A 25,964-nucleotide genomic window follows, 5' to 3' on the forward strand; every position below is an offset into this window, starting at 1 on the left:
ACTGACCTTCATTCTTTAATCGCCCTCAGCCAGGCTTCATAGGCCGTTCTCTCCAGCACGACCTCCTCGACCTGACCATCCCTCTGATTGCGGCAGTCCAAAATCAAATCCGTCCCACGCCACATTCTGAACTCCATATCGTCGTACCGCTCGTACCCGGCATCAAGCGCGGCGTGGATATCCACCCACCCGGTCTCCGTCATCGGATTGGAAAAGTCAAGCAGGAGCGTCCCCCAGGGGCACGCCCAAAAGCAGCCGGAAACGGCAAGAATATTGTTTTCCGGATTGTAGCAAACCCCTGTCCATATAAAGGTCTCCCGCCCCTCCAGCATGGCCCGGGGGACAAAATGAAATTCCTCGCCCGAGTGGAGGTCTAGGACGCTGTAGCCGTACAGCTCCCGGCGAAAAATCAGGTATTCCCGGCCATTTCTATGGGAGATTATTTCCGCAAATTCACCCTCGTCATCGTGGGTTTCAAAGAAGCCCAGCCGCTTTCCCGACCGGTCCCACAAGACATTTCGGCTGCCGGTCAGCCGGCAGCCGTTTACCACCCCGGCATAGCTGCGCGTTACAAGACGGTACCCTCCGGAGAGCGGGACCATCTCCTCTTCTTGAAAATTGTCCCTGGCAAAAAGTCCGGCCCACGCCCGCCGCCGTGCCAGGTATTCCGGCGTATATGCAGCATTGACCTCCGCACCTTTTTTCGCTGCGCCCATACTCATTCCAGCGTGGTGATACTCGTGGCCACCAGCCGCTCCACCTGCCGGGCCACCGCCTCGGGCGGTTCCTTGCAGCCGCCGTCAAACCAGTTCTGGAGCAGCCCCACGCAGCCGGAGGAGACGAACACATAGTACATCTCCACCCGCTTGCGCCCGGCGTCTGGGTAGAGCCGCATCCACTCGGTGACGCACTTCTCCCGCCCCATGTCGAAAAGCTTGGAGACAAAGACCTTGTCCCCGTGCTCACCCAGCAGAATGGTGCACAGGTCCGCGTGTCGGGCCAGGAGTGCGAAAATCGCGGTATAGTAGGCGGAGAAGGTGTTCTGGTCTCCCAGGGTGAACGGCATCTCCTCCAGCACGGCGGTGAGCTCCGCGCCGATCTGGCCCTCCAGCTCCTCCATCAGGTCGTAAATATCGTAGTAATGAAGATAGAACGTGCTCCGGTTCACCTCCGCCTGCTGGCAGAGCGCCTTCACCGTGATGTCCTTGAGGGGCTTCTCCCGCATCAGGTCCACCAGGGCCTTCTGCAGCAGCTTGCGGGTCATCCGGGTCCGCTGGTCGTCCTTCCTGCTCTTCACGCCTTCACCTCCGCGCGACGATTTTACGCCGCCCTGCCGGTTGTCGGACACAGTGTCCACTCCGTGTCCATCATCCCACAGGGCGCGAAAAGCTGTCGCTTGTGCCTTGCTTTCTTTTCATTATAATGAAATCAGGGAAATCATCAACCTCTGTTTTGTGAACAATCTGAAAAAGGAGCCCGATAATGGAACGTATTTATATTGTGACCGGCGGTGCGGGCCATCTGGGCAGCACCATTGTGAAAAAGCTCAGCGCCCTGGGCGCGCGGGTGCGGGCCCTGCTTCTGCCCGGCGAGTCCGCCGCGCCTCTGGAGGGCTGCCCCGATGTGGAGATCGTCCGCGGGGACGTCTGCGACGCCGCCAGTCTGGAACCTCTCTTTGCCCACGGCCCCCGGGAGACCCTGGCGGTCATCCACACCGCCGCCCTTATCTCCATAGAGACCAAGGTCTCCCCCCGGCTCCGCGCCGTCAATGTGGGGGGCGTGGAGAACATCGTCGACGCCTGTCTCGCCCACCCGCCCGCCCGGCTGGTCCACGTCAGCTCGGTCCACGCCCTGCCCGAGCAGCCGGGCCGCGGCGTGATCCGGGAGACCGACCAATTCCACGCCGCCTGGGTGAAGGGGGCCTACGCCAAGACCAAGGCCGAGGCCGCCCAGAAGGTGCTGAACGCGGTGCGCGCTCGGGGGCTGGACGCCTCCCTTGTCCTGCCCGCCGGAATTCTGGGGCCGGGGGACTTCGGCCGCAACCACCTCAACCACACCATCCGCGCCTGCGTCACCGGCAGGCTCCATACCCTGGTCACCGGCGGGTACGACCTGGTGGACGTGCGGGACGTGGCCGACGCCTGCATCGCAGCCGTGGACAAGGGTGGCCGGGGCGAGAGCTATATCCTCTCCGGCAGGCACTACGACTGGAGGGAGGTCTCCGCCCTGCTGGAGGCGGAAAACACCGCCGCCCATGTGAAGCGCTTCCTCTCCCCCTCCGCCCTGCGGCCCGTGGCGCCCCTCATGGAGCTGTGGGCCAAGCTGCGGCGGGAGCAGCCCCTCTTCACGGGGTACTCTCTCTACTGTATGCGCTCCAACGATAATTTTTCCAGCCGGAAGGCCCGCAGGGCGCTTGGCTTCACCAACCGCCCCATCGCCGAAACCTTGGCGGATACCGCCGCCTGGGAACTGAGCCGGGCTGAGGCGGCGAAACCCGCCCCCCGCCCGGCGAGGGCAAAAAAATGCCGTCCCAAAAAGCTGCCGGCAGTCAATTGACGGCTCCATCGCGCCGGACAGCGTTTCCGCCATATTAGAAGCCGGGCATACCACGGCAAACGAACGGCGGCGGCCCCGAACCGGGGCCGCCGCTTCTATGCTCACGTCTGTGATACCGTAATATCTCCCGACGTGGTTTCAATCTGCACGGACACGCCGCCGCCGCTCACGCTGCCGGACTTGCTCCGTTTCCGGACCGTCAATTCACCGTCAAAGGGGGTATGGATGCTCCCGCTGTTGCTCCGGGCGTCGAAGTCCATCCCAAGCCCGCCGGGCAGGCCCAGCCGGACCGTGCCGCTGGTCGAGCTCACGGAGATATCCCCCTTCACCGCGAGATACGTCAGGTCAATGCCGCCGGAGGTGGTGGCGTACTCCCCGTAGCCCTCCATCCTCTCCACGGTGATGCTGCCGCTGGTGGTGCCGATATACGGCGCGCCCGTCATCTGTCCCACCCGGATATTTCCGGAGACGGAATTGATTGTACTGCCCGCCTTCAGCGCCGCCGACTCCAGCGTGATGTTTCCGCTGGTGGTCTCCAGCCTCTGCACGCCGTTGGCCGCGGCAGCCGACAGGTTGCCCGAGACGGACGAAATCGCATCCCCGCCGTTGAGCACGGGAACGGTGATGTTTCCGCTGGTGGTCTCCACATTCAGGCTGCCGGCATAAGAGGCGGGCAGGTAGATTTCCACGTAGCCGCTCTTCCAGGTGCCGTCCGTGGGCCGCTCGCCGGTCTTGATGGTCAGCGCGCCGTCCTCCCGCTCGGCTTTGCCGAGGCAGCCGCTGTCGTTCCGGGTCAGGTACTCCCTATAGACCAGCTTATCGGACTCCCCCTGGTAGAAAACCACGTTCTCCATAATATAATCCACGCTGACCAGCTTCACGCCGCTCATATCCATGCTCTGTTCATTCACCAGCGTTGGGCCTTCCCCGCCCTGCGTGTTCCTGCTCCCGGCCTGGCTGAAGGCCTCCATAAACTCGTCCCGGTACCGGAGCTCCGCCCCGTCCTGCGGTGTCATCCGGATGCGGAAGGTCCCCCCCGCCCGGAAGCCCGCCATGGCGACGAAGTTGTTTCCCTCAGGCAGGGAAATTGTGACGGTCTTGTCCGTCCGGCTGTGCTCCAGGTACTGTACCTCGCCATTCGCAGTGACGATTGCCGCCTTGAACTCGTCGGCCGGGAAGTCCGTGGAGTAGGTAAGCTGAACCTCCATGTCCCTGTCCGTATCAATCGTGTACTGATGAATCACTCCGGTAAAGCTGCCGAAGCTGTTGGTATATCCCTGTGTCAGCCAGTAGCTGTTGCTTTCATTACAGTAGCTGCCGATGACGGTCTCGCCGCTCATCATAGCGTCGGTGATGTCGTCCAGGGAGCGGAGATTCTCCCGGATGGATGAACCTTTCATCAGCTCAGTAAAGGCCTTCCAGTCTATATCGTCCCAGCCGTCCGGCGTGTCGCCCAGTGCGCCGTCCACCAGGCCGCCCAGCCAGTCGCCCAGTGCGGCGTCCTCAGTGCTCAGCCGGACCTCCCGGACCGACTCCACCCGCCGGACCCGGCCGTCCTCCACCTCCATGCGGAGGAAGTGATAGGGCGTATAGGACATGGCCAGCAGGCCGAAGCAGAGCTCCTCCATCCCCTCCGGCCCGGTCTCGGTGCCGTTGGACCCCACCACCACCGCGTCCTCCGCCAGGGGCAGGGTCACCGCCGCACCCAGGCCGCGGACCTGGGTGGCCTCATCGCCCATCTCGCCCCAGGATGCGGCGTACTCCTCTCCGTCCGTCCCCAGGTAGCGCTCCACGGGCTGGAAGGTCAGGGTATTCGCGTCCTTGTGATAGGCCATGCCGCTATACGTGTTCTCACCGTTCTCCTGGGTAAACTGCCCCATAAGCCCGGTAACCGTGCCGCTGTGGTTTGACCATAGGTACTCGGGGGCATAGTTCCCCCAGACCCACGCCATCGCCGTAATTGTTCCCCCCTGCACCTGCAGGTGCAGCAGGACGGGCGCGTAGGAGAGAAGCAGCCGGTACTGGATGAAGTCGTTTACACTTCCGCCGAAGGCCTCGCTGCGTCCGTTGAGCGCACGCAGGCTCAGCGCGGCATCCTCCGCCAGATCCAGGGTATGGGTATTTTCCTCCGTACTTATCTGGACGGGCAGATCGCCGCTCTCGTCCACGTCGGCCAGGGCGAAGGTGACGGTCTCGGCATAGCCCTTCTCCCGCAGCAAGGCGGACTCCTCGGCGCTCAGCTGCGGCTCGGCCCAGTAGGTCCCGTCGGGCAGCGCCGCAGCCTGTTCCCGGCAGGCCACCAGCGCGCTCGCCAGAACAGCGGCGCAGACCACCACGGCCAGAGCCGCCCGGCCCTTGTGCTTGGGCCCCATATCCAGCAGGGCCAGAACCCGCTTCTTGAGGCTCTTGCCGTCGGCGGCGAAGTGGGAGGTGAGGGCGGCCGCGCTCTGCCGCTGGGTGGTCACCGCGGAGAGGATGGCCGCGCCGTAGCTCCGGCGGTAGGCCTCGTCCCTGCCCCGGAGAAGGGCGTCGTCGCAGGCGGCCTCCAAATCCTGCTCCGCACGCCGCCGCATGAGCCAGACCAGGGGGTTGAACCAGTGCAGGGCGTTCGCCCACACCAGCAGCGCCTTATACCAGAGGTCGCGCCGCTTCAAGTGGGTCAGCTCGTGGAGAAAGGCAAAGGGCAGCGCGTTCCCCCCCAGGGTCTCGGGCAGGAGGATGGCGGGCCTGAGGAAGCCCACCAGGGCGGGGGAGGCCACCGCACGGCAGACGATGAGCTCCACCGGGGCGGTGACGCCCGCTTGGGCCATGGCCTCCGCCAGGACGGCCCGCTCCTCCTCGCCGGGGCTGCGGCCCCACCGCCTTATGGTCCGGCGGAAGCGGGAATACCCCCAGAGCTGCGCCGCCAGGAACACCCCGCCGCCACCCAGCCAAAGGGCCGGCAGCAGGACCGTCCAGGGAATCCGAATGGGCGCTGCCGTCGGAGCGGCTGCGCTCGCCTGGGGCTGAACGGGCGTATCGACCGGATTGATATTGACGGCGGGGACGGCGTTTTCGCCTCCGGGCCCGGTGAGGGCGGAGGGGGCGTTGCGGGGGTTCTCCCCCCGCTGCTCCATCACGGGGGCGGGAATCTGGACCAGCGGCTGGGGGCTGGGCAGGTTGAAGGGCACCGCCAGGCGCACCGCCACCGCCAGCCACGCCCAGTACCGCCACTGGGGCTTGAAGCGCTTTTCCAGCAGCGGCCCCAGCGCCAGCAGCAGGGCGATGACCGCGCCCACCGAGAGGGTCACCTCCAAGAGGGAAAAGAGCGCGTCACGCATCCTGGGTTCCCCCTTTCAGCAGCTCCTCCAGCTCCCGAAGGTCGGCCTCGCTGACCGCCTTGCTGTCTACCAGCGCAGCCACAAGGCTGGGCAGGCTTCCCGCGTGCAGCCGCTCCAGAAAGGAGCGGGTCTCCGCAGCCAGATAGTCCGCCTCCTTCACCAGGGGGCTGTAGAGATTGGCCCTGCCGTCCTTCTCGCGGGCCACGAAGCCCCGTTCCTCCAGCCGGGAGAGGAGCTTCAGGAGCGTGGGCAGCCGCCAGTGCTTCCCCTGGAGGTGCTCCATCAGCTCCCCCGAGGAGGCCGGATACTCCTTCTGAGCCCACAGGGCCTGCATGACCTCCAGCTCCGCGTCGGGCAGTCTCACATAGTCTCCCATGCCCGCCCCTCCTTTCATTAGACATCTGTCGCTGTAGCTTCATTTTACATTTGTCTAACCGCAATGTCAAGAGGGTCGTTATAATTTTTGCGCAGCGGGTCCCCGCCCCTGCCCCAGGGACACAATGTGTCGGAACTTCCCGCTCTCCGGGTGGGTCCGGGGCAAATCCTCCCCCAAAACAATTCTCACATCGGCCCCCAGGGATTTCAAATACGCCCCCAGCTCCCGCCGGGCCATCTCGAAGGCCGCCGCCCGGTCCTCCGCCAGGAGCCGCAGCTCCAGCACATCCCGCTCTCTTTGAACGAGCTGGAAGCGCCGCACTCCGGGAATCTCCTTGAGCAGGGCGTACAGTCCCAGGGGCGCGGCCCGTATTCCGCCGGAGAAGGTGAGGGTGTCGTCGGTGCGCCCCTCCAGCTCCAGCCAGGGGGCGGTGCAGCCGCAGCCGCAGGGCTCCCGGTGCAGAATCACACGGTCCGTCACCTCGTAGCGGATGATGGGCTGGGCGAAGCTGGCCAGATTGGTCAGCAGCAGCTTGTCCGACTGCACGCCGTCGGGCACCGCCCGGCCCGCGCTGTCCACCGGCTCGACGATGATCCACTCGTCGTTGATGTGGAAGTGCCGGTTTCTGCACTCATGGGCCACGGTGCCTCCCTCTGTGCAGGAGTAATTGGTCTGCACGTACCCGCCGAAGGCCGCCCCCAGCCTCTCCCGGACCTCGGGCCGCAGAAGCTCGCCGCCGGTCATGACCACCGCCGGAGCGATATGCAGCCGCCCGGCCTCCTGCTCCTCCGCCAGCAGCTCCAGGGCGCTGGGGTAGCCCCCCAACATGGCGGGGCGGAAGGCGTTCAGCCGTTCCACCGCCCGGGCCATGGGGGTGCGCACGTCAATGTTCATGATCTGCCCCTTCTTGTAGGGCATCTTGTGCAGCTGGTAGCGGATGGAGCCGCAGCCCAGGTAGAAGCCGCCGTCCGCGAAGAGGCTGGCCGACCGCTTGCCCTTCCTGAGAAAGGCCGCCATATCCTCCCTCCTGGCGTAGGACCGCAGGACGGAGAGGGCGGAGGAGATGTTCATGGCGGTCTTGTCCCAAATGATGACCGCCGGGTGTCCCGTGGAGCCGGAGGTGGTGAAGACCAGGTATTTCCCGTCCAGCATCCGCCCGATGTTGTTTTTGTCCTCCATAAACGTTCTGACCCGCGCCAGAGTAACTGCCCGGTCTGCGGTCCAGTCGTCGAAGCGGGCCATCAGCTCCACCTTGTTTACGGCCGGCAGGTCGGTGAGGGCGAAGTCCGCCCCCAGCCCGGCGCAACGCTCGGCATAGTAGGGGCTGTTCGCCCGCGCGTGGGCCACCAGCGCCTCCAGCCGCCGACGCCGGAGGGCGGCGCGCTCCTCCGGGAGCATCTTCCCCGCCCGGCGGGTCAGGGCCAGGGCTTTTATCAGGCCAATCTCTCTCACGGCTCCTCCTTGCGCGCCCCGCACACCATGTCGCCCACCGTGCGGCGCACCATGTCCAGGGCCTGTTGGTTGGTAAAATCCATCTGGTTGGTGGCGATCATGGCGGCGACGCCGTGGAGCAGCAGATAGCCCCGCAGGAAGATGTCCCGACAGTCCTCCTCCCCCAGGCCGTATCGCTCCGCCAGGGCGGCCACCAGCTTCCGGTTGCACTCCCAGTCCATCATCACCTCCCAGAGGTTGCGGCTCTCAAAGCTGTCCGAGAGGTAGAGCAGGTGGAAGAGCCTCGGCTCGTCCCGGGCCAGGTTCAGCACCAGCTCGTCGGTGCGCTGGAGGAAGTCCGGCCGGTCCTGGTACTGCAAAATCTTCTCCATGATAACCCTCCCCGCGTGGTCGAAGGTGGCCCGGCGCAGGGCCTCCATGGTGGCGAACTGGCTGAATACCGGCTGGGTGGAGCAGCCCAGGAACTTCGCCACGCTCCGGGCGTTCACCGCGCCGATGCCCTCGGTGCGGGTCAGTGCAAGGGCGGCGTCCAATATCATCCCGCGGGTGATCCTCTGCCTTGGCGGCATAGCTGGGCCTCCTCATATATCTTTTGTTATATATCTTATGATATATTATTAAAGTCTGCTTGTCAAGCGGATTTTCCTCTTCGCATCCGCCGCCCGGGCCCCGCGACCTGGGCAGAAGCGAGACGGGGGTAGCGTCCCTCGAGCAAAGGTCACCCGGCAAGACTTGTTACCGGCTGCGTTTCTCCAGGTACTCAATGGCCGCCGTCGGTGCTGAGGGGACGATTACCGCGTGTCCCGTGGTAGCTCCTTCCTGCGGCTCACCGGGGCCATCGGCCCTACAGGGTTTCAGGTTCCCGCATAGCTGTTTGAAAACCTTCACACGGAGGACGCGGTGTTCCCGGGACCCCGTAGGGCGGCCCGTCCGGGTGGCCGCCGCCATAAAATAAACGTCGAAATTAAAAAAGGCCCAGATGACATAAAAGGCCGCCACCCAAAAGGGTGGCGGCCTTTTTGCCGTTCATTCAGCTTACTTCAGGTTGAAAAACGCCTTCTTGCCAGGGTACTGAGCCACGTCGCCCAGCTCACGCCCCAATGGGAGGCGCCCATTGGGGACCCCACTTTATTTTATCTGCCTGGGCAAGTGAATCGCCCAGGCATCAAGGTTCCGGCCCGGCGTTGGACGGGCCGGAACACTTGGTGAGGAGGTCCTGGGCGACATGAACGGCTGCGGTCTATTTTATCTCAGGTTGAAAAACGCCTTCATGCCAGGGTACTGAGCCACGTCGCCCAGCTCCTCCTCGATTCGGAGCAGCTGGTTGTACTTGGCCACGCGGTCGGTGCGGCTGGGGGCGCCGGTCTTGATCTGGCCGGCGTTGAGGGCCACGGAGATATCGGCGATGGTGGTGTCCTCGGTCTCGCCGGAGCGGTGGGACACAATCGCGGTGTATCCGGCGCGGTTGGCCATCTGGATGGCATCCAGGGTCTCGGTCAGGGTGCCGATCTGGTTGACCTTGATGAGGATGGAGTTTGCAACTTTCTGCTCAATGCCGGTGGACAGGCGGGTGACATTGGTGACGAACAGGTCGTCGCCCACGAGCTGCACCTTGTCGCCGATAGCCTTGGTGAGCATGGCCCAGCCCTCCCAGTCGGTCTCGGCCATGCCGTCCTCCAGAGATACGATGGGATAGGTGTCTGCAAACTTCTTCCACATATTCACCAGCTGCTGCTGGGTCATCTTCTTGCCGGACTTGGGCTGGATATAGCACTTCTCCTCCTCGTTCCACCACTCGGAGGAGGCGGCGTCGATGGCGATCATAAAGTCCTCACCGGGCTTGAAGCCGGCCTTCTCAATGGCGGCCACGATGACCTTCAGGGCGTCCTCATCCTTCTTCAGGTTGGGGGCGTAGCCGCCCTCGTCGCCCACGCCGGCGGCGGGGGTGCCGTTCTCCTTGAGGACGCTCTTCAGGGTGTGGAAGACCTCGGCGCACATCTGGAGGGCCTTTTTGAAGCAGCAGGCGCCCACAGGCATAATCATGAACTCCTGGATCTCAACATTGTTGGTGGCATGGGCGCCGCCGTTGAGAATGTTCATCATGGGCACGGGCAGAGTCTTGGCGTTGACGCCGCCGATATAGTTGTAGAGGCTGGTGCCCAGGGTCTCGGCGGCGGCCTTGGCGCAGGCCAGGGACGCGCCCAGGATGGCGTTGGCGCCCAGGCGCTCCTTGTTGGCGGTGCCGTCCAGATCGATGAGGGCCTTGTCGATGGCGACCTGATCCAGGACGTTCATGCCCACCAGGCACTCGGCAATCTCGGTATTCACGTTCGTGACGGCCTTCTGCACGCCCTTGCCCAGGTAGCGGCTCTTGTCGCCGTCGCGGAGCTCGCAGGCCTCATAGATGCCGGTGGAAGCGCCGGAGGGAACGGCCGCGCGGCCCACGACGCCGTCCTCCAGATAGACCTCCACCTCAACGGTGGGGTTGCCGCGGCTGTCCAGAATCTCGCGGCCGAGCACGTCGACAATTTCAATAATCTGCTTCATGGTAAGATCTCCTTTCGTATGGAACCGCTAAAGAGCGAATCGCTATGATGTTCGCCCCAGTTGCGTCATTTTATACCCCATGCCCAGAACTAAAAACTTTTAGCCGACAATCAAGGTATTCCCGTCCATCTCCGCGGGCTTTTCAAGGCGCCCCGTGCGGCAGGCCGTGGGGGGACCCCGTTGATTTTATCTGCCTGGGCGGAGTAAATCCGCCCGGCATCAAGGGTTTGACCCTGCGTGGGTGGGCCGAAACCCTTGGTATGGGCCTTGAAGCCCTCAGTTCTCAATCAGTGAAGTCCCGTCCATCTCCGAGGGCTTTTCAAGGCGCCCCGCGCGGCAGGCCGCGCGGGGACCCCTGTTGCTTTTATCTGCCTGGGCGGAGTAAACCCGCCCGGCATCAAGGGTTTGACCCTGCGTGGGTGGGCCGAAACCCTTGGTATGGGCCTTGAAGCCCTCAGTTCTCAATCAGTGAAGTCCCGTCCATCTCCGCGGGCTTTTCAAGGCCCATCAAATCCAGCATGGTGGGGGCGATATCGGCCAGGCGGCCGTCGCGGAGCTTCACGTTGGCGCCCACAATGTAGAAGGGCACCAGATTGGTGGTATGGGCGGTATAGGGGGTCACGCCGTCGTCGTCCACCATGCGCTCGGCGTTGCCGTGGTCGGCGGTGATGAGGGCCACGCCGCCCATGGCGCGGGTGGCTTCCACCACCTTGCCCACGCACTCGTCCACAGTCTCCACAGCGATGCGGGCGGCCTCATAGATGCCGGTGTGGCCCACCATGTCGCAGTTGGCGAAGTTGAGGATAATGACGTCATACGCGCCGCTCTCGATCCGCTTGACGGCCTCCGCGGCCACCTCACGGGCGCTCATGTCGGGCTTCATGTCGTAGGTGGGCACCTTGGGAGAGGCGATGAGGGCCCGGTCCTCCCCGGGGAAAACCGCCTCCTGCCCGCCGTTGAAGAAGAAGGTCACATGGGCGTATTTCTCGGTCTCGGCGATGCGCAGCTGGGTGAGGCCCAGCCGGGAGATATACTCGCCAAAGATGTTGGTGAGCTCCCGGTGGGGGAAGGCCACCTCCACACCGGGCATGGTGGCGTCGTACTCGGTGGTGCATACATAGGTGACGGGAAGGAAGCCCCGCCTGCGCTCCACGTCGGTGAAGTCGGCGTCGACGAAGCAGCGGGTGATCTCCCGGGCCCGGTCGGGGCGGAAGTTCATAAAGATGATGGAGTCGCCCGCGTTGACCGCCGCGTCTTTCACGCAGACCACCGGCTCCACGAACTCGTCGGTGACGCCCGCATCGTAGGACTTCTGGACGGCGTCCGCCGCGTCGGCGTTGAAGGCCCCCTCGCCGCAGGCGATGGCGTCGTAGGCCCGCTGCACGCGGTCCCAGCGCTTATCCCGGTCCATGGCGTAGAAGCGTCCCATGACGGTGGCGATCCGCCCCACGCCCAGTTCAGCGCACTTGGCGGCAAGCTGCGCCACAAAGTCCCTGCCGGAGGAGGGGGGCACGTCACGCCCGTCCAGGAAGCAGTGGACGAAGACTCTGCTCAGGCCCTGGCGCTTGGCCATCTCCAGGATGGCGAAGATGTGGGTGATATGGCTGTGGACGCCGCCGTCGGACAGCAGCCCCATCACATGGAGGGCGGCGCCGTTCTCTCTGCAGCTGTCCATGGCCTTCAAATAGGCGGCGTTTTCGAAGAAGTCGCCGTCGGTGATGGCCTTGGAGATGCGGGGCAGGTCCTGGAAGACCACGCGGCCCGCGCCAATGTTGGTGTGGCCCACCTCGCTGTTGCCCATCTGGCCGTCGGGCAGGCCCACGTCCAGGCCTGAGGCGGAAAGCTTACAGCCGGGATTCTCGGCGAAGAGCTTATCCAGCACGGGCGTCCGGGCGTTCAGCACGGCGTTGCCGTCCGTCTCCGCCCGCAGCCCGAAGCCGTCCATGATAATGAGAGTGGTAGGTGTTTTACTCATAAATACCTCGAATCTATCGTTCCCCCCGCCACTTCGCGGCCCTCCCCCTTAGCGGGGGAAAGGAGATGCGTCTTGGCCCCCATAAGGGGCTGTGGCATTTGCGCGGCTGGGGGATCTTACTCCTGATTGGCCGCGTTCACAACCGTGGTGAGGGCCGCGGGCTTGAGGGCCGCGCCGCCGATTAGGCCGCCGTCCCATTCCCACGCGATGTACCATCGCGCGGGGGCCCTTTTGATTTCACATCCTCGGCGGGATTCAATCCCGCCTGCGGCAAGGTTTCGGCCATTCGGCCAAAACGCTTGGACGCGCCTTGCGGCGCGGCTTACCTTCGTTCACGGCGTGGCCGGCTTTACTCCTGATTGGCCGCGTTCACAATCGTCGTGAAATCGGCGGGCTTGAGGGCCGCGCCGCCGATCAGGCCGCCGTCCACGTCGGGCTGGGCCAGGAGCTCGGCGGCGTTCTTGGCGTTCATGGAGCCGCCGTACTGGATGGTGACGGCCCGGGCCACACGGGCGCCGTACAGCTTGCGCACCACGGCACGGATGCCCTCGCAGACCTCGCCGGCCTGCTCGGCAGTGGCGGTCTTGCCGGTGCCGATGGCCCAGATGGGCTCGTAGGCGATGACCACATGGCGCATCTTATCGGCGGGCACGCCGGCCAGGGCGGCCTTCACCTGGTAGGCGATAAGCTCCATGGTCACGTCCAGCTCACGCTGCTCCAGGCTCTCGCCCACGCAGACGATGGGGTAAAGGCCCGCCTCCAGGGCGGCGTGGACCTTCTTGTTGACGGTGAAGTCGGTCTCGTTGTAGTAGGCGCGGCGCTCGGAATGGCCGATGATGACATACTTCACGCCCAGCTCCTTGAGCATCTCGGCGGACACCTCGCCGGTGTACGCGCCGGTGGACTCATAGTGACAGTTCTCCGCGCCGATGGCGATGCGGCTCTCCTTGAACAGGCGCACGGCGGCGGGGATGTTCACATAGGGTACGCACAGGACGACCTCGCACCACTTGGGCTTGCCCAGCATGGGCTTGATCTCTTCAGCGTAGGCGCGGGTCTCGGAGAGGGTCTTGTTCATCTTCCAGTTTCCGGCGATGATAGTCTTACGGTAACGGCGGTTCATGTTATTCCATCCTTTTCATATAGAGTAAAAACCACAAAATTGAACGTGAAAAGCAAACGGCTCCTGCGTGCGGAAGAATGGGCTGCTACGTCTGACAGCGCCTTCAACAAAGGCTTCAAAAAGATGCTGTGCGCGGAATCCCCCTTGTCGCCCGCCCGGCTATTTACCTCTTCCTTTTTTACGCATCCAAAAGGCACGCCACGCCGGGCAGCTCCTTGCCCTCCATGAACTCCAGGGAGGCGCCGCCGCCGGTGGAGATGTGGGTCATCTTGTCGGCGTAGCCCAACTGCTGCACGGCAGCCGCGGAATCGCCGCCGCCGATGATGGTGATGGCTTCGGTCTTGGAGAGGGCCTCGGCCACGGCCTTGGTACCCCCCGCAAAGGCGGGGAACTCGAACACGCCCATGGGCCCGTTCCAGATAACGGTGCCCGCGTCCTTCACGGCGTCGCAGTAGAGCTTGACGGTCTCAGGCCCGATGTCCAGGCCCTGCCAGCCGTCGGGGATCTCGCCGGACTTCACGATCTGGCTCTTGGCGTCGGGGGCGAAGGCGTCGGCGATGACGGTGTCCACCGGCAGGAGGAGCTTCACGCCCTTGGCCGCGGCCTTCTCCACCATCTCCCTGGAGTAGTCCTCCCAGTCGGCTTCCAGCAGGCTGTCGCCCACCTTGCCGCCCTGGGCGGCGGAGAAGGTGTAGGCCATGCCGCCACCGATGATGATGGTGTCGGCAATCTCCAGTAAATTGTTGATGACGCCAATCTTGGAGGAGACCTTGCTGCCGCCCAGGATGGCCACCAGGGGCCGCTTGGGACTGGCAAGCGCGCCGCCGATGATCTCCAGCTCCTTCTGGATCAGGAAGCCGGAGACGGCCGGCAGATACTCGGCCACGCCGGCGGTGGAGGCGTGGGCGCGGTGGACCGCTCCGAAGGCGTCGGACACATAGACCTCGGCCATAGCCGCCATCTTCCTGGCAAGCTCCGGGTCGTTCTTGGTCTCGCCCTTCTCAAAACGGGTGTTCTGCAGCAGGAGCACCTGGCCGGGCTGGAGGGCCGCAGCCTTGGCGGTGGCGTCGGGGCCCACCACGTCGTCGGCCATAATGACCTTCTTGCCCAGCAGCTCGCTCAGGCGCTCCGCCACGGGGGCCAGGCTCAGGGCCTGGAGGGACTTGCTCCACTTCTCCTCGGTAATGGCGGCGGGGTCCTTGCCCTTCTCGGCCTGCTTCTTGGCCCACTTCTCAAAGCTGGGCTCCGGCTTTCCCAGGTGGGAGCAGGCGATGACCGCCGCACCCTGGTCCAGCAGATACTGGATGGTGGGCAGGGCGGCGCGGATGCGCTTATCGTCGGTGATGGCGAGGGTTTCCTTGTCCTGGGGGACGTTGAAGTCGCACCGCAGGAGGACCTTCTTACCCTTCACGTCGATGTCCTTGACGGTCTTCTTGTTGTAGTTCATAAAATCTTATACTCCTTTCATCTCGCCCTCCCCGGACAAGCCGGGGAATCCTATTTGACGCAATGCTTCGTAGGTAACGATGGCAACGGAGTTTGCGAGGTTCAGGCTGCGGGCTTCCTCCCGCATGGGAATGCGCACGCACCGTTCGCGGTGCCGCTCCCGGAATGCCTGCGGCAGGCCCGCCGTCTCCTTACCGAAAAAGAGCCAGCAGCCGCTGCGAAATGCGGCTTCGGTGTACGCCCGGGGCGCCTTGGTGGTGGTGAGCCAGACGTCGTCCGCGGCCGTCCGGGCGAAGAAATCGTCCAGATCTTCGTAGACGTTCAGGTCCACCATGTCCCAGTAGTCCAGCCCCGCCCGCCTCACCGCCCGCTCGGAGATGTCGAAGCCCAGCGGCTTGATGAGATGCAGCCGGCTCCGGGTGGCGGCGCAGGTCCGGGCGATATTGCCCGTGTTCTGGGGTATCTCTGGCTCCACCAGAACAATATTGAGCATTTGCGCACGCCTCCCTTCCTTACAGCGTCTTGTATTGTACATCACAATGCCCTGGATTTCAATAACAAATGTACTGAAAATGCTATAAATTTTTAGATTTTCGCCCTCAAAACATTAAATTTGCGCAATAAATGTGTTTTGTACTTTATTGTGGAGAAGCGGTGTGGTACAATAACGGCAGTAAAGCGGCGGCGGCGGTGTTTGCGCCGGGGTAAAGTTGTGTGCCGCGCCGTTAAGTCTAAACTAAAAATATCGCTTTTAGACCTCCAAAAAGTTGACTTAAGGAGAATGAATCGCGGAAACTCGTAACGATTGCATCCACATAGTGGTCAAAGCCGACACACCCCACGGGATGTAATTTCCGCGGGGACCCCTTAATTGTAACCATCGGCTGGCGAAAGAGCAGCTCGCCGGCCCCCGCGCCGCCCGGCGCGCACGCTGCGCGTGTATTTGGAAGGAGACAGCAAGATGGAAGAGCGTACGGACTCACTGCGCATAGTCGTAAAGGTAGGCACATCCTCCCTGACCCATGACACCGGCCGGCTGAACCTGCATAATATGGACCGGCTGGCCCGGACCCTGTCCGATTTGGAGGGCATGGGCCACGAGGTTGTGCTGGTCTCCTCCGGCGCCATCGGCGTGGGGAGTACCAAGCTGGGGCTGAAGGAGCGGCCCCGCGAGCTCAGGATGAAGCAGGCCGCCGCCGCGGTGGGCCAATGCGCCATCATGCATCTCTATGACAAGATGTTTGGCGAGTATAACAGGGTGGTGGCCCAGATTCTTCTCACCGGCGAGGATGTGGACGCCCCCGTCCGGGCGGAGCACCTGCGCAATACCTTTGAGTCCCTGCTGGAGCTGGGCATCATCCCCGTGGTAAACGAGAACGACTCCGTCTCCTCCGCAGAGATTGAGACCGGCAAGTGCAAGGTCCTGGGCGACAACGACACCCTCTCCGCCATTGTGGCCCGGCTGGTGAAGGCCGACCTGCTGGTCCTTCTCAGCGATATCGACGGTCTCTACGATGCCGACCCCCATAATAACCCCGCCGCCAGGCTCATTCCCCGGGTGGACGCGGTCACTGCGCAGCTGCGGGCCATGGCGGGCGGCGCGGGCACCTGGAGGGGCACCGGCGGGATGCAGACCAAGCTGAACGCCGCCGAGGTCGCCATGGCCGCCGGAGTGGATATGGTCATCACCAACGGCGAGCGGGTGGAGGACCTCTACCGCATCGTCCGGGGCGAGGCCGTCGGCACGCGGTTTGCCGGGACACTCCAGGGGTAGTCCTTGCGGCCGCCCGTTTGATGGGACGCTATCGGTGTGGGCGGCCGCAGGGGCCGCCCCTATATTCAGATTGGAGGACTTACTATGACCATCCTGGAAACGCAAGGCCTGGCGGCCAAAAATGCCTCCCGCATCCTGGCAGTGGCGGACACGGCGCAGAAGAACGGGGCGCTGGAGGCGGTGGCCTCCGCCCTGCTGGCGCGGCAGGGGGACATTCTCTCCGCCAACGCCATGGACCTGGCCGCCGCCCGGGAGGCCGGAATGCGCCAGTCCCTCCAGGACCGCCTGGCCCTGGACGAGAACCGTATCGCCGGCATCGTGGAGGGGGTGCGGCAGGTGTGCGCCCTCCCCGACCCCATCGGCGCAGTCACCAAGATGGATAAGCGCCCCAACGGCCTCATTATCGGCAGGCGGCGGGTCCCTCTGGGGGTCATCGGCATCATCTACGAGGCCCGGCCCAACGTCACCGTGGACGCCGCGGCCCTCTGCCTCAAGTCGGGCAACGCCGTCATCCTCCGGGGCGGCAAGGAGGCCTTCCACTCCAACGAGATGCTGGTTCGTATCATGCGGGACGCGCTGGAGTCCGCGCTCCTGCCCCGGGACTGCGTCTCCCTGGTGATGGATGTCAGCCGGGAGAGCGCCGCCGGGCTGATGAATCTCACCGGTTATCTGGACGTGCTCATTCCCCGGGGCGGCGCGGGCCTCATCCGCTCCGTGGTGGAAAACGCCCGTGTCCCCGTCATCCAGACCGGCGTGGGCGTCTGCCACGTCTACGTCCACGAGAAGGCCGATCTCCAGATGGGGGCGGAGATTATCTATAACGCCAAGACCTCCCGCCCCTCGGTGTGCAACGCCGCCGAGTGCCTGCTGGTGGACCGGGCGGTGGCGCGGGACTTTCTGCCCATGGCCTGGGCGTTTTTAAAGAACAAGGGTGTGGAGCTCCGGGGCTGCCCGGAGACCCGCGCCATCCTTGGGGAGGTCGTGATCCCCGCCGCCGCCGGGGACTGGGATACCGAATTCGGCGACTATATCCTGGCCGTCAAGGTGGTGGGCGGCGAGGACGAGGCCATTCATTTCATCAACGCCCACGGCACGGGCCACTCCGAGTCCATTGTGACGGCCGACTACTTCGCCGCCCAGCGCTTTCTGGACGAGGTGGACGCCGCCGCGGTCTATGTGAACGCATCCACCCGCTTTACCGACGGCTTCGAGTTCGGCCTGGGGGCCGAGATCGGCATCTCCACCCAGAAGATGCACGCCCGGGGCCCCATGGGCCTGGAGGAGCTGACCTCCTCCAAATACATCGTGTACGGCACGGGACAGATTCGATAACCGTTAAGGAGGCCGTTATGGGTGCGATTCTTCTGGCAGTTCTGGCCTTACTCTCCCTGGGCGCGGCTGTATGGGCCTTCTGCGCCAGGCGGAACCATTTTCTCATTCTCTTCGGCAGCGCCGCAACCCTGGCCGCCGCGCTTTCCATGTGGCTCCTGCTCGGCACGCTGGAAGAGCGGGGCATGGCCATACCCCGCTGGCTGCTGGAGCGTCCGGCTATCCTTGTCGGCTACGCCTGCGCCTATGTCGCCGGCATGGCCGCCATCGGCGTGGGCTGCTTCCGCCTGCTCCGTGACCGGTAAAGTCCGTGCCCTTCGTAACGCCCTGCGGGAGAGGGCACTCCTCACTTCTCTTCCTTGCCCTCCTCACACCCTATAAAGCCGCAGGGGCCCGCGCTGCTCCCGGCCCCTTGTCAGGGGGTCTCTCGGTGGCAGCCGGCCGGGGAAACGCCCCGCACCTTTTCCCTCCGGCGACATAAAATGGAGTGCCCGCAAAAGCGCGGGCACTCCATTTTTCTCTCTCGGGGTCCATCTACATACGGCGCGTCGTGTCCGTATGAATCCTGATGAGAGGTGTGTTTTGCATGGAGCGCATCGAAACGAAATCGGTCTCGGTGGAGGTGGAGCGCGACGCGGGTCTTCTGATTCAGCGTCTGGATACCCTCTGTCCCGAGTCCGGCGGCTGTGTGCTGGAGCTGGTGCTGGCGCTGGAGGACGTCCCCCCCGAGACCCGGACGGCGGTGGCCCTCACCGTCACCGAGCTGGATCAGCAGGACCGGGAGTATCCCCGCGGCCTGCGCACCCTTCTGGTCCACGGCCACCACGAGTCCCTCCCCGTCCATCTGGCGGTGCCGCCGGTCCGCTTTGTCCTTCCGGCGGAGCTGGACCTGAGCGGCGGCGGCAAGCGCCGTTTCCTCGTCCGGGTGGACGCCAACTACGTGGACTGCCACGCCCGCTGCCGCCTGCTGCCCTGAGGCCGCAGGCGAAAATGCTCCTGCGTCCGTCCATACCCGGGATAGGCCCCCGCGGAGAGCTCCATTATCCCGCCGCTGCGGCCGGGGACATCAAAAAAGGAGCCGCAAAAGCGGCTCCTTTTTTGATATTCAGTCGGAGCTATGCCCCTCTGAGACAGTCTTACTTGTGGTCGACGCTGTACATATGCGCGATGAGGTCGAGCACCTTGTTGGAGTAGCCGATCTCGTTGTCGTACCAGGACACAACCTTCACAAAGGTGTCGGTGAGGGCAATGCCGGCCTTGGCGTCGAAGATGGAGGTGCGGGTGTCGCCCAGGAAGTCGGAGGAGACCACGGCGTCCTCGGTGTAGCCCAGGATGCCCTTCAGCTCGCCCTCGGCGGCAGCCTTCATGGCGGCGCAGATCTCGTCGTACTTGGCGGGCTTCGCCAGGTTGACGGTCAGGTCGACCACGGACACGTCCAGGGTGGGCACGCGCATGCTCATGCCGGTCAGCTTGCCGTTGAGGGAGGGGATCACCTTACCCACGGCCTTGGCGGCGCCGGTGGAGGAGGGGATGATGTTGCCGGAGGCAGCGCGGCCGCCGCGCCAATCCTTGGCGGAGGGGCCGTCCACGGTCTTCTGGGTGGCGGTGGTGGAGTGGACGGTGGTCATCAGGCCGTCGGTGATGCCCCAGTTGTCGTGCAGCACCTTGGCGATGGGGGCCAGGCAGTTGGTGGTGCAGGAGGCGTTAGACACGAAAGTCATGCTGGGATCATAGGTTGTATGGTTGACGCCCATGACAAACATGGGGGTGTCGTCCTTGGACGGGGCGGACATGACGACCTTCTTGGCGCCGGCGTCGATGTGGGCCTGGCTCTTCTCCTTGGTCAGGAACACGCCGGTGGACTCCACGACGTACTCGACGTTCACCTTGGCCCAGGGAATGTCCTTGGGGTCCTTGCAGGCAAAGAACTCGATCTCCTGGCCGTTGACGATGATGGAGTGGTCGGTGTAGTCGATGGTGCCCTGGAACTGGCCGTGCATGGTGTCGTACTTCAGCATATAAGCCATGTAGTCAGGGGTCATGAAGGGGTCGTTGATGCCAACGAACTCAATGTCGGAGCGGCCGATGCCGGCGCGGAACACAAGGCGGCCGATTCTGCCGAAGCCGTTGATGCCTACTTTAATGCCCATAGTGCAATCTCTCCTTAAACGTTCATTATGATTAGGTTTCCTAGCGGGGCCTATTATAGCTCATCTGGTTGCATTTTGGAAGTCTTTTTTTGAAATTTTGCAAAAAATTCATGATTTTTATTCAAGTATTCGCAAAATGTCGCTCGGCGGTGTTTAAGCGCGAAGTAAGTGGGTTCACCGCCTCCTTTGACCGGCGGTTCCCTGGATGCAGCCCCCTGTAATCCCGGTCGAAGGTCCCTCCCGTCGCTTTTTCCCCGGCATTTAGAAGCCGCCCTTCCTGGCGAAAAACGCCCGATGGGCGGGACATAATTCTGGCCGGACAGGAGAAACCGCCGCGTTTTGGCGGAAAAAAGCCCGCCCGGGCGGGCTTTCCCGCTTATCACGCTTGTTTGTCTCCCGGCCGGTATTTTACCGGTGTTTTTCTCCCGCCCTCGTTTTCGACATAATTCGACTTTTTTCTTGTTGTAGCGGCCAGATTTTGGTATACTGAAAAGGCTCAGTATCCGCCGCGCTTTTGTGCATCCTATTAGAGTCTGCTGCAAAACCCGCCGCCCGATATCGCGAGACCATTTCGCTGCCGGGCGCCCCGACGGGCTTTAAACAGGTTTTGAAAAGCCGATGGAGGTGACGAATGGATATGACGCAGCCGTCAGAGCTCTGCGCTTTTTTTGATACTCTTCCCCAGCCCGTCCTGCTCCTGCGCGGCGGAACCGTTGTTTACAGCAACCCCGCCGCCGTCCGGGCGCTGCCCCTGCCGGAGCCGGGCAGCGCTCTGCCGGAGTTTCTGGCCGAGCTTGCGGACGCCCGCGGCGCCGTCTCGGCCTCCTGCCTGGCGGGGGGGCGCCTCTGGTCCGTCGCCGCCTCCTATTCCCAGCAGGGCCTGCTGGTCTTCTTCCAGAATGGCGGCGCGGCCCCCGGCCCGGGCTTTCAGCTCCCCGTGCTGGTGGAGCAGATGCGCCAGCACGTAGGGAATCTGGTGGCCGCCACCCACCTGCTCACTCCGGTAATCCGTGAGCATGGTGAGGCGAGATACGATCAGTATCTCGCCATTATGAACCAGAGCTTTTACCGGCTCATGCGCCTGATGAACAGCGCCGACACCGCCCGGGCTCTGGATGACGGTGTCCTCCCCTTCCGCCCCGCCTCCCTGGACCTGGCGGGGCTGTGCCGGGAGCTTGCCGACCAGGTGACCCATCTGGCCGGGATGGCGGGGGTGTCCTTCCGCTATGAGAGCGAGCTCTCCTCCCTCATTACCACCGGGGACGCCGCCCTGCTCCGCCGGCTGATCCTCAGCCTTGTGTCCAACGCCCTCCGGGCTGCGGGCAGAGGGGGCGAGGCCGGCCTTCGGCTCGCCAAGTCCGGACGCAGGGCCCTGATTACCGTCTGGGACAGCGGCCCCGGCCTGGGGAGCGGCATGGAGAGCGGAGGTCCGGACAGCGAACCCGTATACCGGAGCGGCGGCGGTCTGGGCGTGGGCCTGAGCGCCGCCCGGCAGATAGCCGCCCTCCACGGCGGCGCGGTCATGCTGGAGAGCCGCTCGGGCAAGGGCGTCCGTGCGGCGTTCTCCCTCCCCGTCCAGCCGCCCGAGGGCTGCGGCGCTCTGCGCACCCCTTCCCCGGTGGGCGACGTCACCGGCGGCTTCTCCCCCGTGCTGGTGGAGCTGGCCGACCTGCTGCCCAGTGAGGCGTTTTTGCCCGACGACGTGGATTGAATGCTCATTTACAGGGTTTGAAACGGCAGGAAACCGTTTCAAACCCTGTTTCCGTTTCGCGCTTGTTGTTTCATTTGGTATCTGCTTTGATCGTTCCTCTCCCTTTTTGCCCGTTCCGGCTCCGATGCCGCAGCCCCTATACGGACGCTGAGCGCCTCCCCTGTCACGCCCGCGCTCACCCCTTGACGGGTTCCCGCGGGCGTGGGATAATATGTAGATATCATTTTCCAATATGAGGTGTCCTATGACCGACCTGCTGGTAAAAACCTTCATAAAAAACTGCGGCGACGCCCAGGACCCCGCCGTCCGTCAGCGCTACGGAGCGCTGTCCGGCATTGTGGGCATTATCCTGAACCTCCTGCTCTCCCTGGGCAAATTCGCGGCCGGAATGCTCACGGGCTCCATCGCCGTCACCGCCGACGCCTTCAATAACCTCTCCGACGCCGGTTCCTCCGTGGTAACCCTGGTAGGCTTTCATATGGCGGGCAAGCGGGCCGACGGCGACCACCCCTTCGGCCACGGCCGCATTGAGTACCTCTCAGGCCTCGCCGTATCCGCGGCAATCCTGCTGGTGGGGCTGGAGCTGGCCAAGTCCTCCATTGACAAAATCATTCACCCGGAGACCGTCTCCTTCTCCTGGCTTACCGTGGGTATTCTGGCAGCGTCCATCCTGGTAAAGCTCTGGATGAGCTTTTTTAACCGCTCCCTCTCCCGCCGCATCGGCTCGGCGGCCATGGCCGCCACCGCCACCGACTCCCTTTCCGACGTGGCCGCCACCTCCGCGGTGCTGCTCGGCACCCTCATCGGCCACTTCCTCGGCTTCAATATTGACGCCTGGATGGGCATTCTGGTGGCCGCCTTTATCCTGCGGGCGGGCTGGGGGGCCGCCAGAGATACCCTCAATCCCCTCCTGGGCCAGAGCCCGGACCCCGCCCTCGTCAAGGACATTCACGACACCATTCTCGCCCATCCGGAGGTGGTGGGCATTCACGACCTGATTCTCCACGATTACGGCCCCGGCCGCTCCATGATGAGCCTTCACGCCGAGGTGCCCATGGATTCCAATATTATGGAGGTTCACGATGTGATTGACGCCATTGAACGGGAGTTGAGGGAGAAGTTCCGCATTGAGACCTCCATCCATATGGACCCCATAGCCACCGGCGACGAGACGGTGAACCGCACCCGTGACATGGTGGCCGCCCTGGTCAAGGAGCTCGACGGCGCCATGACCATCCACGACTTCCGCATGACCAACGGCCCCCATCACCGCAACCTCATCTTCGACGTGGTGGTGCCCTACAGCGTGAAGCTCACCGACGACGAAGTAAAGGCCGCCATTGTCAGCAGGCTCAAGGCTGTGGACGCCAACTGCTTCGCCGTGATTGAGATCGACCGGGCCTATACCGAGGGGATGTAGGACTCAGTGCGGCACAAGGGGCCTCTCTCGCAGCAGTGCGCGAGGACCATTCACGAATCGCCCAGGGCCCTAAGCCGTAGGACTGCGCACCCCCGGGCGGCTTGCGTGAGTCGCCCAACCTGTTTTTTTCGGCTCCATGACGTCTTATCCCCCTATGCGCCTACGCTTGCGCTTTTTTGTCACGTTCTCGTTGGCCCATGGCCGGGGTGATAAGCCGCCATTGCGCGAAATATCCCGTTGGGCTTGCGTGAGTCGCCCAACCTGTTTTTTCGGCTCCATGACGTCTTATCCCCCTATGCGCCTACGCTCGCGCTTTTTTGTCACGTTCTCGTTGGCCCATGGCCGGGGTGATAAGCCGGCATTGCGCGAAAAATGCCGTTGGGCTTGCGTGAGTCGCCCAACCTGTTTTTTCGGCTCCATGACGTCTTATCCCCCCTATGCGCCTACGCTCGCGCTTCACCCTAAATTTACAAAAAGTTCACCCCGTATCCCTGAATCCGGTTATAATGAAACTACTAAGAGAGTAAGGATGGTGTCATATGGCGCGAAAAGTGCTTATCGTGGAGGACGAGGCCAACATCGCGGAGCTTCTGCATCTCTATCTGGAGAAGGAGGGCTTTGAAACCGCCGTGGCTCCCGACGGGGGCAAGGGCGTGGAGCTCTTCCGCTCCTTCCGCCCGGACCTGGTGCTGCTGGACATCATGCTGCCTGTGATGGACGGCTGGTCGGTGCTGAAGAAGATCCGCGAAACCGACAAAACCCCCGTCATCATGCTCACCGCCAAGGGCGAGACCGAGGACAAGGTCAACGGTCTGGAGGGGGGCGCGGACGACTACATCGTCAAGCCCTTTGAGATGAAGGAGGTCCTCGCCCGCATCCACGCGGTGCTGCGCCGCTTCGGCGTGGAGGAGGAGAGCGGCGGCGAAAAGCGCCTCTCCTTCGACAAGCTGGTCATCAACCTGGACTCCTACGAGCTGCTGGTGGACGGCAAGCGGGTGGACACGCCTCCCAAAGAGCTGGAGCTTCTTTTCCATCTGGCCGCCTCCCCCAACCGGGTGTTTACCCGCAACCAGCTTCTTGACGAGGTCTGGGGCTTCGACTACTTCGGCGACTCCCGTACGGTGGACGTCCACATCAAACGCCTGCGGGAAAAGCTGGAGGGCGTCAGCGACGCCTGGAGCCTGAAGACCGTATGGGGTGTTGGGTATAAATTCGAGGTAGTAAACAGCTGACATCGAAAGAACTTAAGAGAAGAAGGGGGGATGTCCCTTATGAAGAGCCTCTATAAGCGTCAATTTGCCATGATGGCGGGGATGATCCTCATCTCTTTTGCCCTCTTGGGCTCGGCGTTCATTACCCTCTCCTACACGTATACCGTCCGGGAGAAGCAGGAATCGATGGAACATAACGCCGATATTCTCGCTAATTTTACCACGCTCTACCTCTCGGGGAACCGATCCTTCTACAGTCCTGCCACCATCTATGATACTGAATACCGCAGCTATGTCTCTATTCTGGCCCAGCTGGCCGACGCGTATGTCATCCTCAGTGAGACTGCCGAGGGTGTCTCCGGTCAGATTGTCTACTCCTCCGACGGCGTGACAGAGGGCGGGTTCAATGGTCTCTACGTGCCTGAGTCCGTCATACAGTCGGCAATTCAAGGTAAGGGATACTCTGGAATGGATACATTGGGCGGCCTGTTTACCGAAAAGCGATTTGTGGCCGCCAGCCCCATCTACAGGGGCAGCGTAATGGCGGGCATGGTCTTTGTGGCCGCCGAGACCTCCAGCCTCACCGAGATGTGGCGGGCTTTCGCTAATATTTTCTTCTTTACCGCCGTGGTGGTGCTGTGCATCGCCTTTATCACCACCTCCGTCACCTCCCTGCGCCAGACCAAGCCCCTCAAGGAGATGGCGGACGCCGTGCGGAAGTTCGGCCACGGGGAATTTGAGACCCGGGTGGAGGTGGGCGGCCGCCAAGACGAGGTGGGCGAGCTGGCCGAGGCCTTCAACGCCATGGCCGATTCTCTGGCAAAGTCCGAGGCCAAGCGCAGCGAGTTCGTAGCCAACATCTCCCACGAGCTCAAGACACCCATGACCACCATCGCGGGCTTTGCCGACGGCATACTGGACGGCACCATCCCCCCCGCCAAGGAGCCGGAAGCCCTCGCCACCATCTCCTCCGAGACGCGGCGGCTCTCCAGGCTTGTGCGGCGGATGCTGGACCTCTCCCGTCTCCAGTCCACTGAGAGCGTCACCGCCCAGGAGCAGTTCGACGTGTCCGAGCTCATGGTCCGTGTGCTGCTGAGCCTGGAGACCAAAATCAACGCCCGCAGGCTGGATGTGGACACCAACCTGCCTGAGGAGCCGGTCATGGTCTGGGGCGATCCGGACGCTATCACCCAGGTATGCTATAACCTGCTCGACAACGCCATCAAATTTTCCCTGGAGGGGGGCGTCATCACCCTGGGCGTAGCGTCCAAGGGCGGCAAGGCCCATGTAAGCGTCCGCAACGTGGGCGATACCATCCCCGCCGCCGAGCTGCCCCTCCTCTTCGACCGCTTCCACAAGAGCGACAAGTCCCGCAGCGAGGACCGGGAGGGCGTGGGCCTAGGTCTCTACATCGTCAAAACCATCCTCAACAACCACAAAGAGAACATCACTGTGACCAGTGAAAACGGCGTCACCGAGTTTGTTTTTACCCTCACCCTGGCATAACGAATTTTTTGACCCGTGATGTTTATGCCCGTCCATTGACGGGCCGCGCCTATCTCATCTCCCATGGA

The 25,964-nt window shown here is 63.2% G+C and carries 21 protein-coding genes; 9 read left to right on the forward strand and 12 right to left on the reverse strand.

What is annotated here, in order from left to right:
* Nucleotides 1-8 precede the first annotated feature (8 nt).
* Nucleotides 9-716, reverse strand: coding sequence for a hypothetical protein (locus tag H8S62_RS07775; protein ID WP_186918949.1), 708 nt, complete (start codon nt 714-716; stop codon nt 9-11).
* 2 nt (nt 717-718) lie between these two features.
* Nucleotides 719-1,297 (reverse strand): TetR/AcrR family transcriptional regulator C-terminal domain-containing protein, encoded by a 579-nt coding sequence (locus tag H8S62_RS18505; protein ID WP_155147720.1) that lies wholly within the window; start codon nt 1,295-1,297, stop codon nt 719-721.
* A gap of 185 nt (nt 1,298-1,482) precedes the next feature.
* On the opposite strand from H8S62_RS18505, the gene H8S62_RS07785 reads away from it, so the two are divergent.
* On the forward strand, nt 1,483-2,556 hold the full coding sequence (locus H8S62_RS07785; RefSeq protein WP_186918950.1) for an NAD-dependent epimerase/dehydratase family protein: 1,074 nt from the start codon (nt 1,483-1,485) through the stop codon (nt 2,554-2,556).
* Nucleotides 2,557-2,657: 101 nt separating this feature from the next.
* On the opposite strand, the gene H8S62_RS18340 is transcribed toward H8S62_RS07785, so the two are convergent.
* From H8S62_RS18340 to H8S62_RS07830, 9 genes are all read right to left on the reverse strand, one after another.
* Nucleotides 2,658-5,876 carry a M56 family metallopeptidase gene (locus H8S62_RS18340; protein ID WP_155147716.1) on the reverse strand — a complete coding sequence of 1,073 codons (3,219 nt, stop codon included), beginning with the start codon at nt 5,874-5,876 and terminating at the stop codon, nt 2,658-2,660.
* Nucleotides 5,869-6,252: a BlaI/MecI/CopY family transcriptional regulator gene (locus tag H8S62_RS07795; RefSeq protein WP_155147714.1), complete on the reverse strand. Its 384-nt coding sequence runs from the start codon at nt 6,250-6,252 to the stop codon at nt 5,869-5,871. Before H8S62_RS07795 ends, H8S62_RS18340 begins: the two co-directional genes overlap by 8 nt.
* 78 nt (nt 6,253-6,330) lie before the next feature.
* Nucleotides 6,331-7,704: an AMP-binding protein gene (locus tag H8S62_RS07800; RefSeq protein ID WP_186918951.1), complete on the reverse strand. Its 1,374-nt coding sequence runs from the start codon at nt 7,702-7,704 to the stop codon at nt 6,331-6,333.
* A complete protein-coding gene (locus tag H8S62_RS07805) occupies nt 7,701-8,273 on the reverse strand; it encodes a TetR/AcrR family transcriptional regulator (protein WP_155147712.1) in 573 nt (190 codons plus the stop codon). Before H8S62_RS07805 ends, H8S62_RS07800 begins: the two co-directional genes overlap by 4 nt.
* Nucleotides 8,274-8,949: 676 nt before the next feature.
* Nucleotides 8,950-10,251, reverse strand: coding sequence for a phosphopyruvate hydratase (eno, locus tag H8S62_RS07810; protein WP_207723481.1), 1,302 nt, complete (start codon nt 10,249-10,251; stop codon nt 8,950-8,952).
* A 454-nt stretch (nt 10,252-10,705) separates the two neighbouring features.
* Nucleotides 10,706-12,226 carry a 2,3-bisphosphoglycerate-independent phosphoglycerate mutase gene (gene gpmI / locus H8S62_RS07815; protein ID WP_186918952.1) on the reverse strand — a complete coding sequence of 507 codons (1,521 nt, stop codon included), beginning with the start codon at nt 12,224-12,226 and terminating at the stop codon, nt 10,706-10,708.
* Between the two features lie 349 nt (nt 12,227-12,575).
* The gene (gene tpiA, locus H8S62_RS07820) at nt 12,576-13,349 is read right to left on the reverse strand and encodes a triose-phosphate isomerase (RefSeq protein ID WP_155147707.1); all 774 of its coding nucleotides are present in this window, start codon (nt 13,347-13,349) and stop codon (nt 12,576-12,578) included.
* Between the two features lie 178 nt (nt 13,350-13,527).
* Entirely contained in the window at nt 13,528-14,796 is a 1,269-nt protein-coding gene (locus H8S62_RS07825) for a phosphoglycerate kinase (RefSeq protein ID WP_186918953.1), read from the reverse strand.
* Nucleotides 14,797-14,802: 6 nt separating this feature from the next.
* Nucleotides 14,803-15,288: a tRNA (cytidine(34)-2'-O)-methyltransferase gene (locus H8S62_RS07830; RefSeq protein WP_155147704.1), complete on the reverse strand. Its 486-nt coding sequence runs from the start codon at nt 15,286-15,288 to the stop codon at nt 14,803-14,805.
* Nucleotides 15,289-15,756: 468 nt separating this feature from the next.
* Here H8S62_RS07830 and proB point away from each other — a divergent pair, with 468 nt between their 5' ends.
* From proB to H8S62_RS07850, 4 genes are all read left to right on the forward strand, one after another.
* Nucleotides 15,757-16,569, forward strand: coding sequence for a glutamate 5-kinase (gene proB, locus H8S62_RS07835; protein ID WP_155147701.1), 813 nt, complete (start codon nt 15,757-15,759; stop codon nt 16,567-16,569).
* An 84-nt stretch (nt 16,570-16,653) separates the two neighbouring features.
* Nucleotides 16,654-17,901 (forward strand): glutamate-5-semialdehyde dehydrogenase, encoded by a 1,248-nt coding sequence (locus tag H8S62_RS07840; RefSeq protein ID WP_186918954.1) that lies wholly within the window; start codon nt 16,654-16,656, stop codon nt 17,899-17,901.
* A gap of 17 nt (nt 17,902-17,918) precedes the next feature.
* The gene (locus H8S62_RS07845; protein WP_186918955.1) at nt 17,919-18,203 is read left to right on the forward strand and encodes a hypothetical protein; all 285 of its coding nucleotides are present in this window, start codon (nt 17,919-17,921) and stop codon (nt 18,201-18,203) included.
* A 281-nt stretch (nt 18,204-18,484) separates the two neighbouring features.
* A complete protein-coding gene (locus H8S62_RS07850) occupies nt 18,485-18,874 on the forward strand; it encodes a hypothetical protein (protein WP_155147696.1) in 390 nt (129 codons plus the stop codon).
* 160 nt (nt 18,875-19,034) lie between these two features.
* On the opposite strand, the gene gap is transcribed toward H8S62_RS07850, so the two are convergent.
* Nucleotides 19,035-20,048, reverse strand: coding sequence for a type I glyceraldehyde-3-phosphate dehydrogenase (gap, locus tag H8S62_RS07855; RefSeq protein ID WP_186918956.1), 1,014 nt, complete (start codon nt 20,046-20,048; stop codon nt 19,035-19,037).
* Between the two features lie 631 nt (nt 20,049-20,679).
* Here gap and H8S62_RS07860 point away from each other — a divergent pair.
* The 4 genes from H8S62_RS07860 to H8S62_RS07875 all read left to right on the forward strand — a co-directional run bounded on the left by H8S62_RS07860 (nt 20,680) and on the right by H8S62_RS07875 (nt 25,896).
* Nucleotides 20,680-21,759 (forward strand): sensor histidine kinase, encoded by a 1,080-nt coding sequence (locus H8S62_RS07860; RefSeq protein ID WP_186918957.1) that lies wholly within the window; start codon nt 20,680-20,682, stop codon nt 21,757-21,759.
* 244 nt (nt 21,760-22,003) lie between these two features.
* Nucleotides 22,004-23,179, forward strand: a complete 1,176-nt coding sequence (locus H8S62_RS07865; protein WP_186918958.1) for a cation diffusion facilitator family transporter — start codon at nt 22,004-22,006, stop codon at nt 23,177-23,179.
* A 539-nt stretch (nt 23,180-23,718) separates the two neighbouring features.
* Nucleotides 23,719-24,411, forward strand: a complete 693-nt coding sequence (locus tag H8S62_RS07870; protein ID WP_186918959.1) for a response regulator transcription factor — start codon at nt 23,719-23,721, stop codon at nt 24,409-24,411.
* A gap of 39 nt (nt 24,412-24,450) precedes the next feature.
* Nucleotides 24,451-25,896, forward strand: a complete 1,446-nt coding sequence (locus H8S62_RS07875) for a sensor histidine kinase (RefSeq protein ID WP_155147685.1) — start codon at nt 24,451-24,453, stop codon at nt 25,894-25,896.
* Nucleotides 25,897-25,964: the final 68 nt, after the last annotated feature.

This window comes from Lawsonibacter faecis (genome assembly GCF_014287675.1).
GTDB lineage: Bacteria > Bacillota > Clostridia > Oscillospirales > Oscillospiraceae > Pseudoflavonifractor > Pseudoflavonifractor faecis.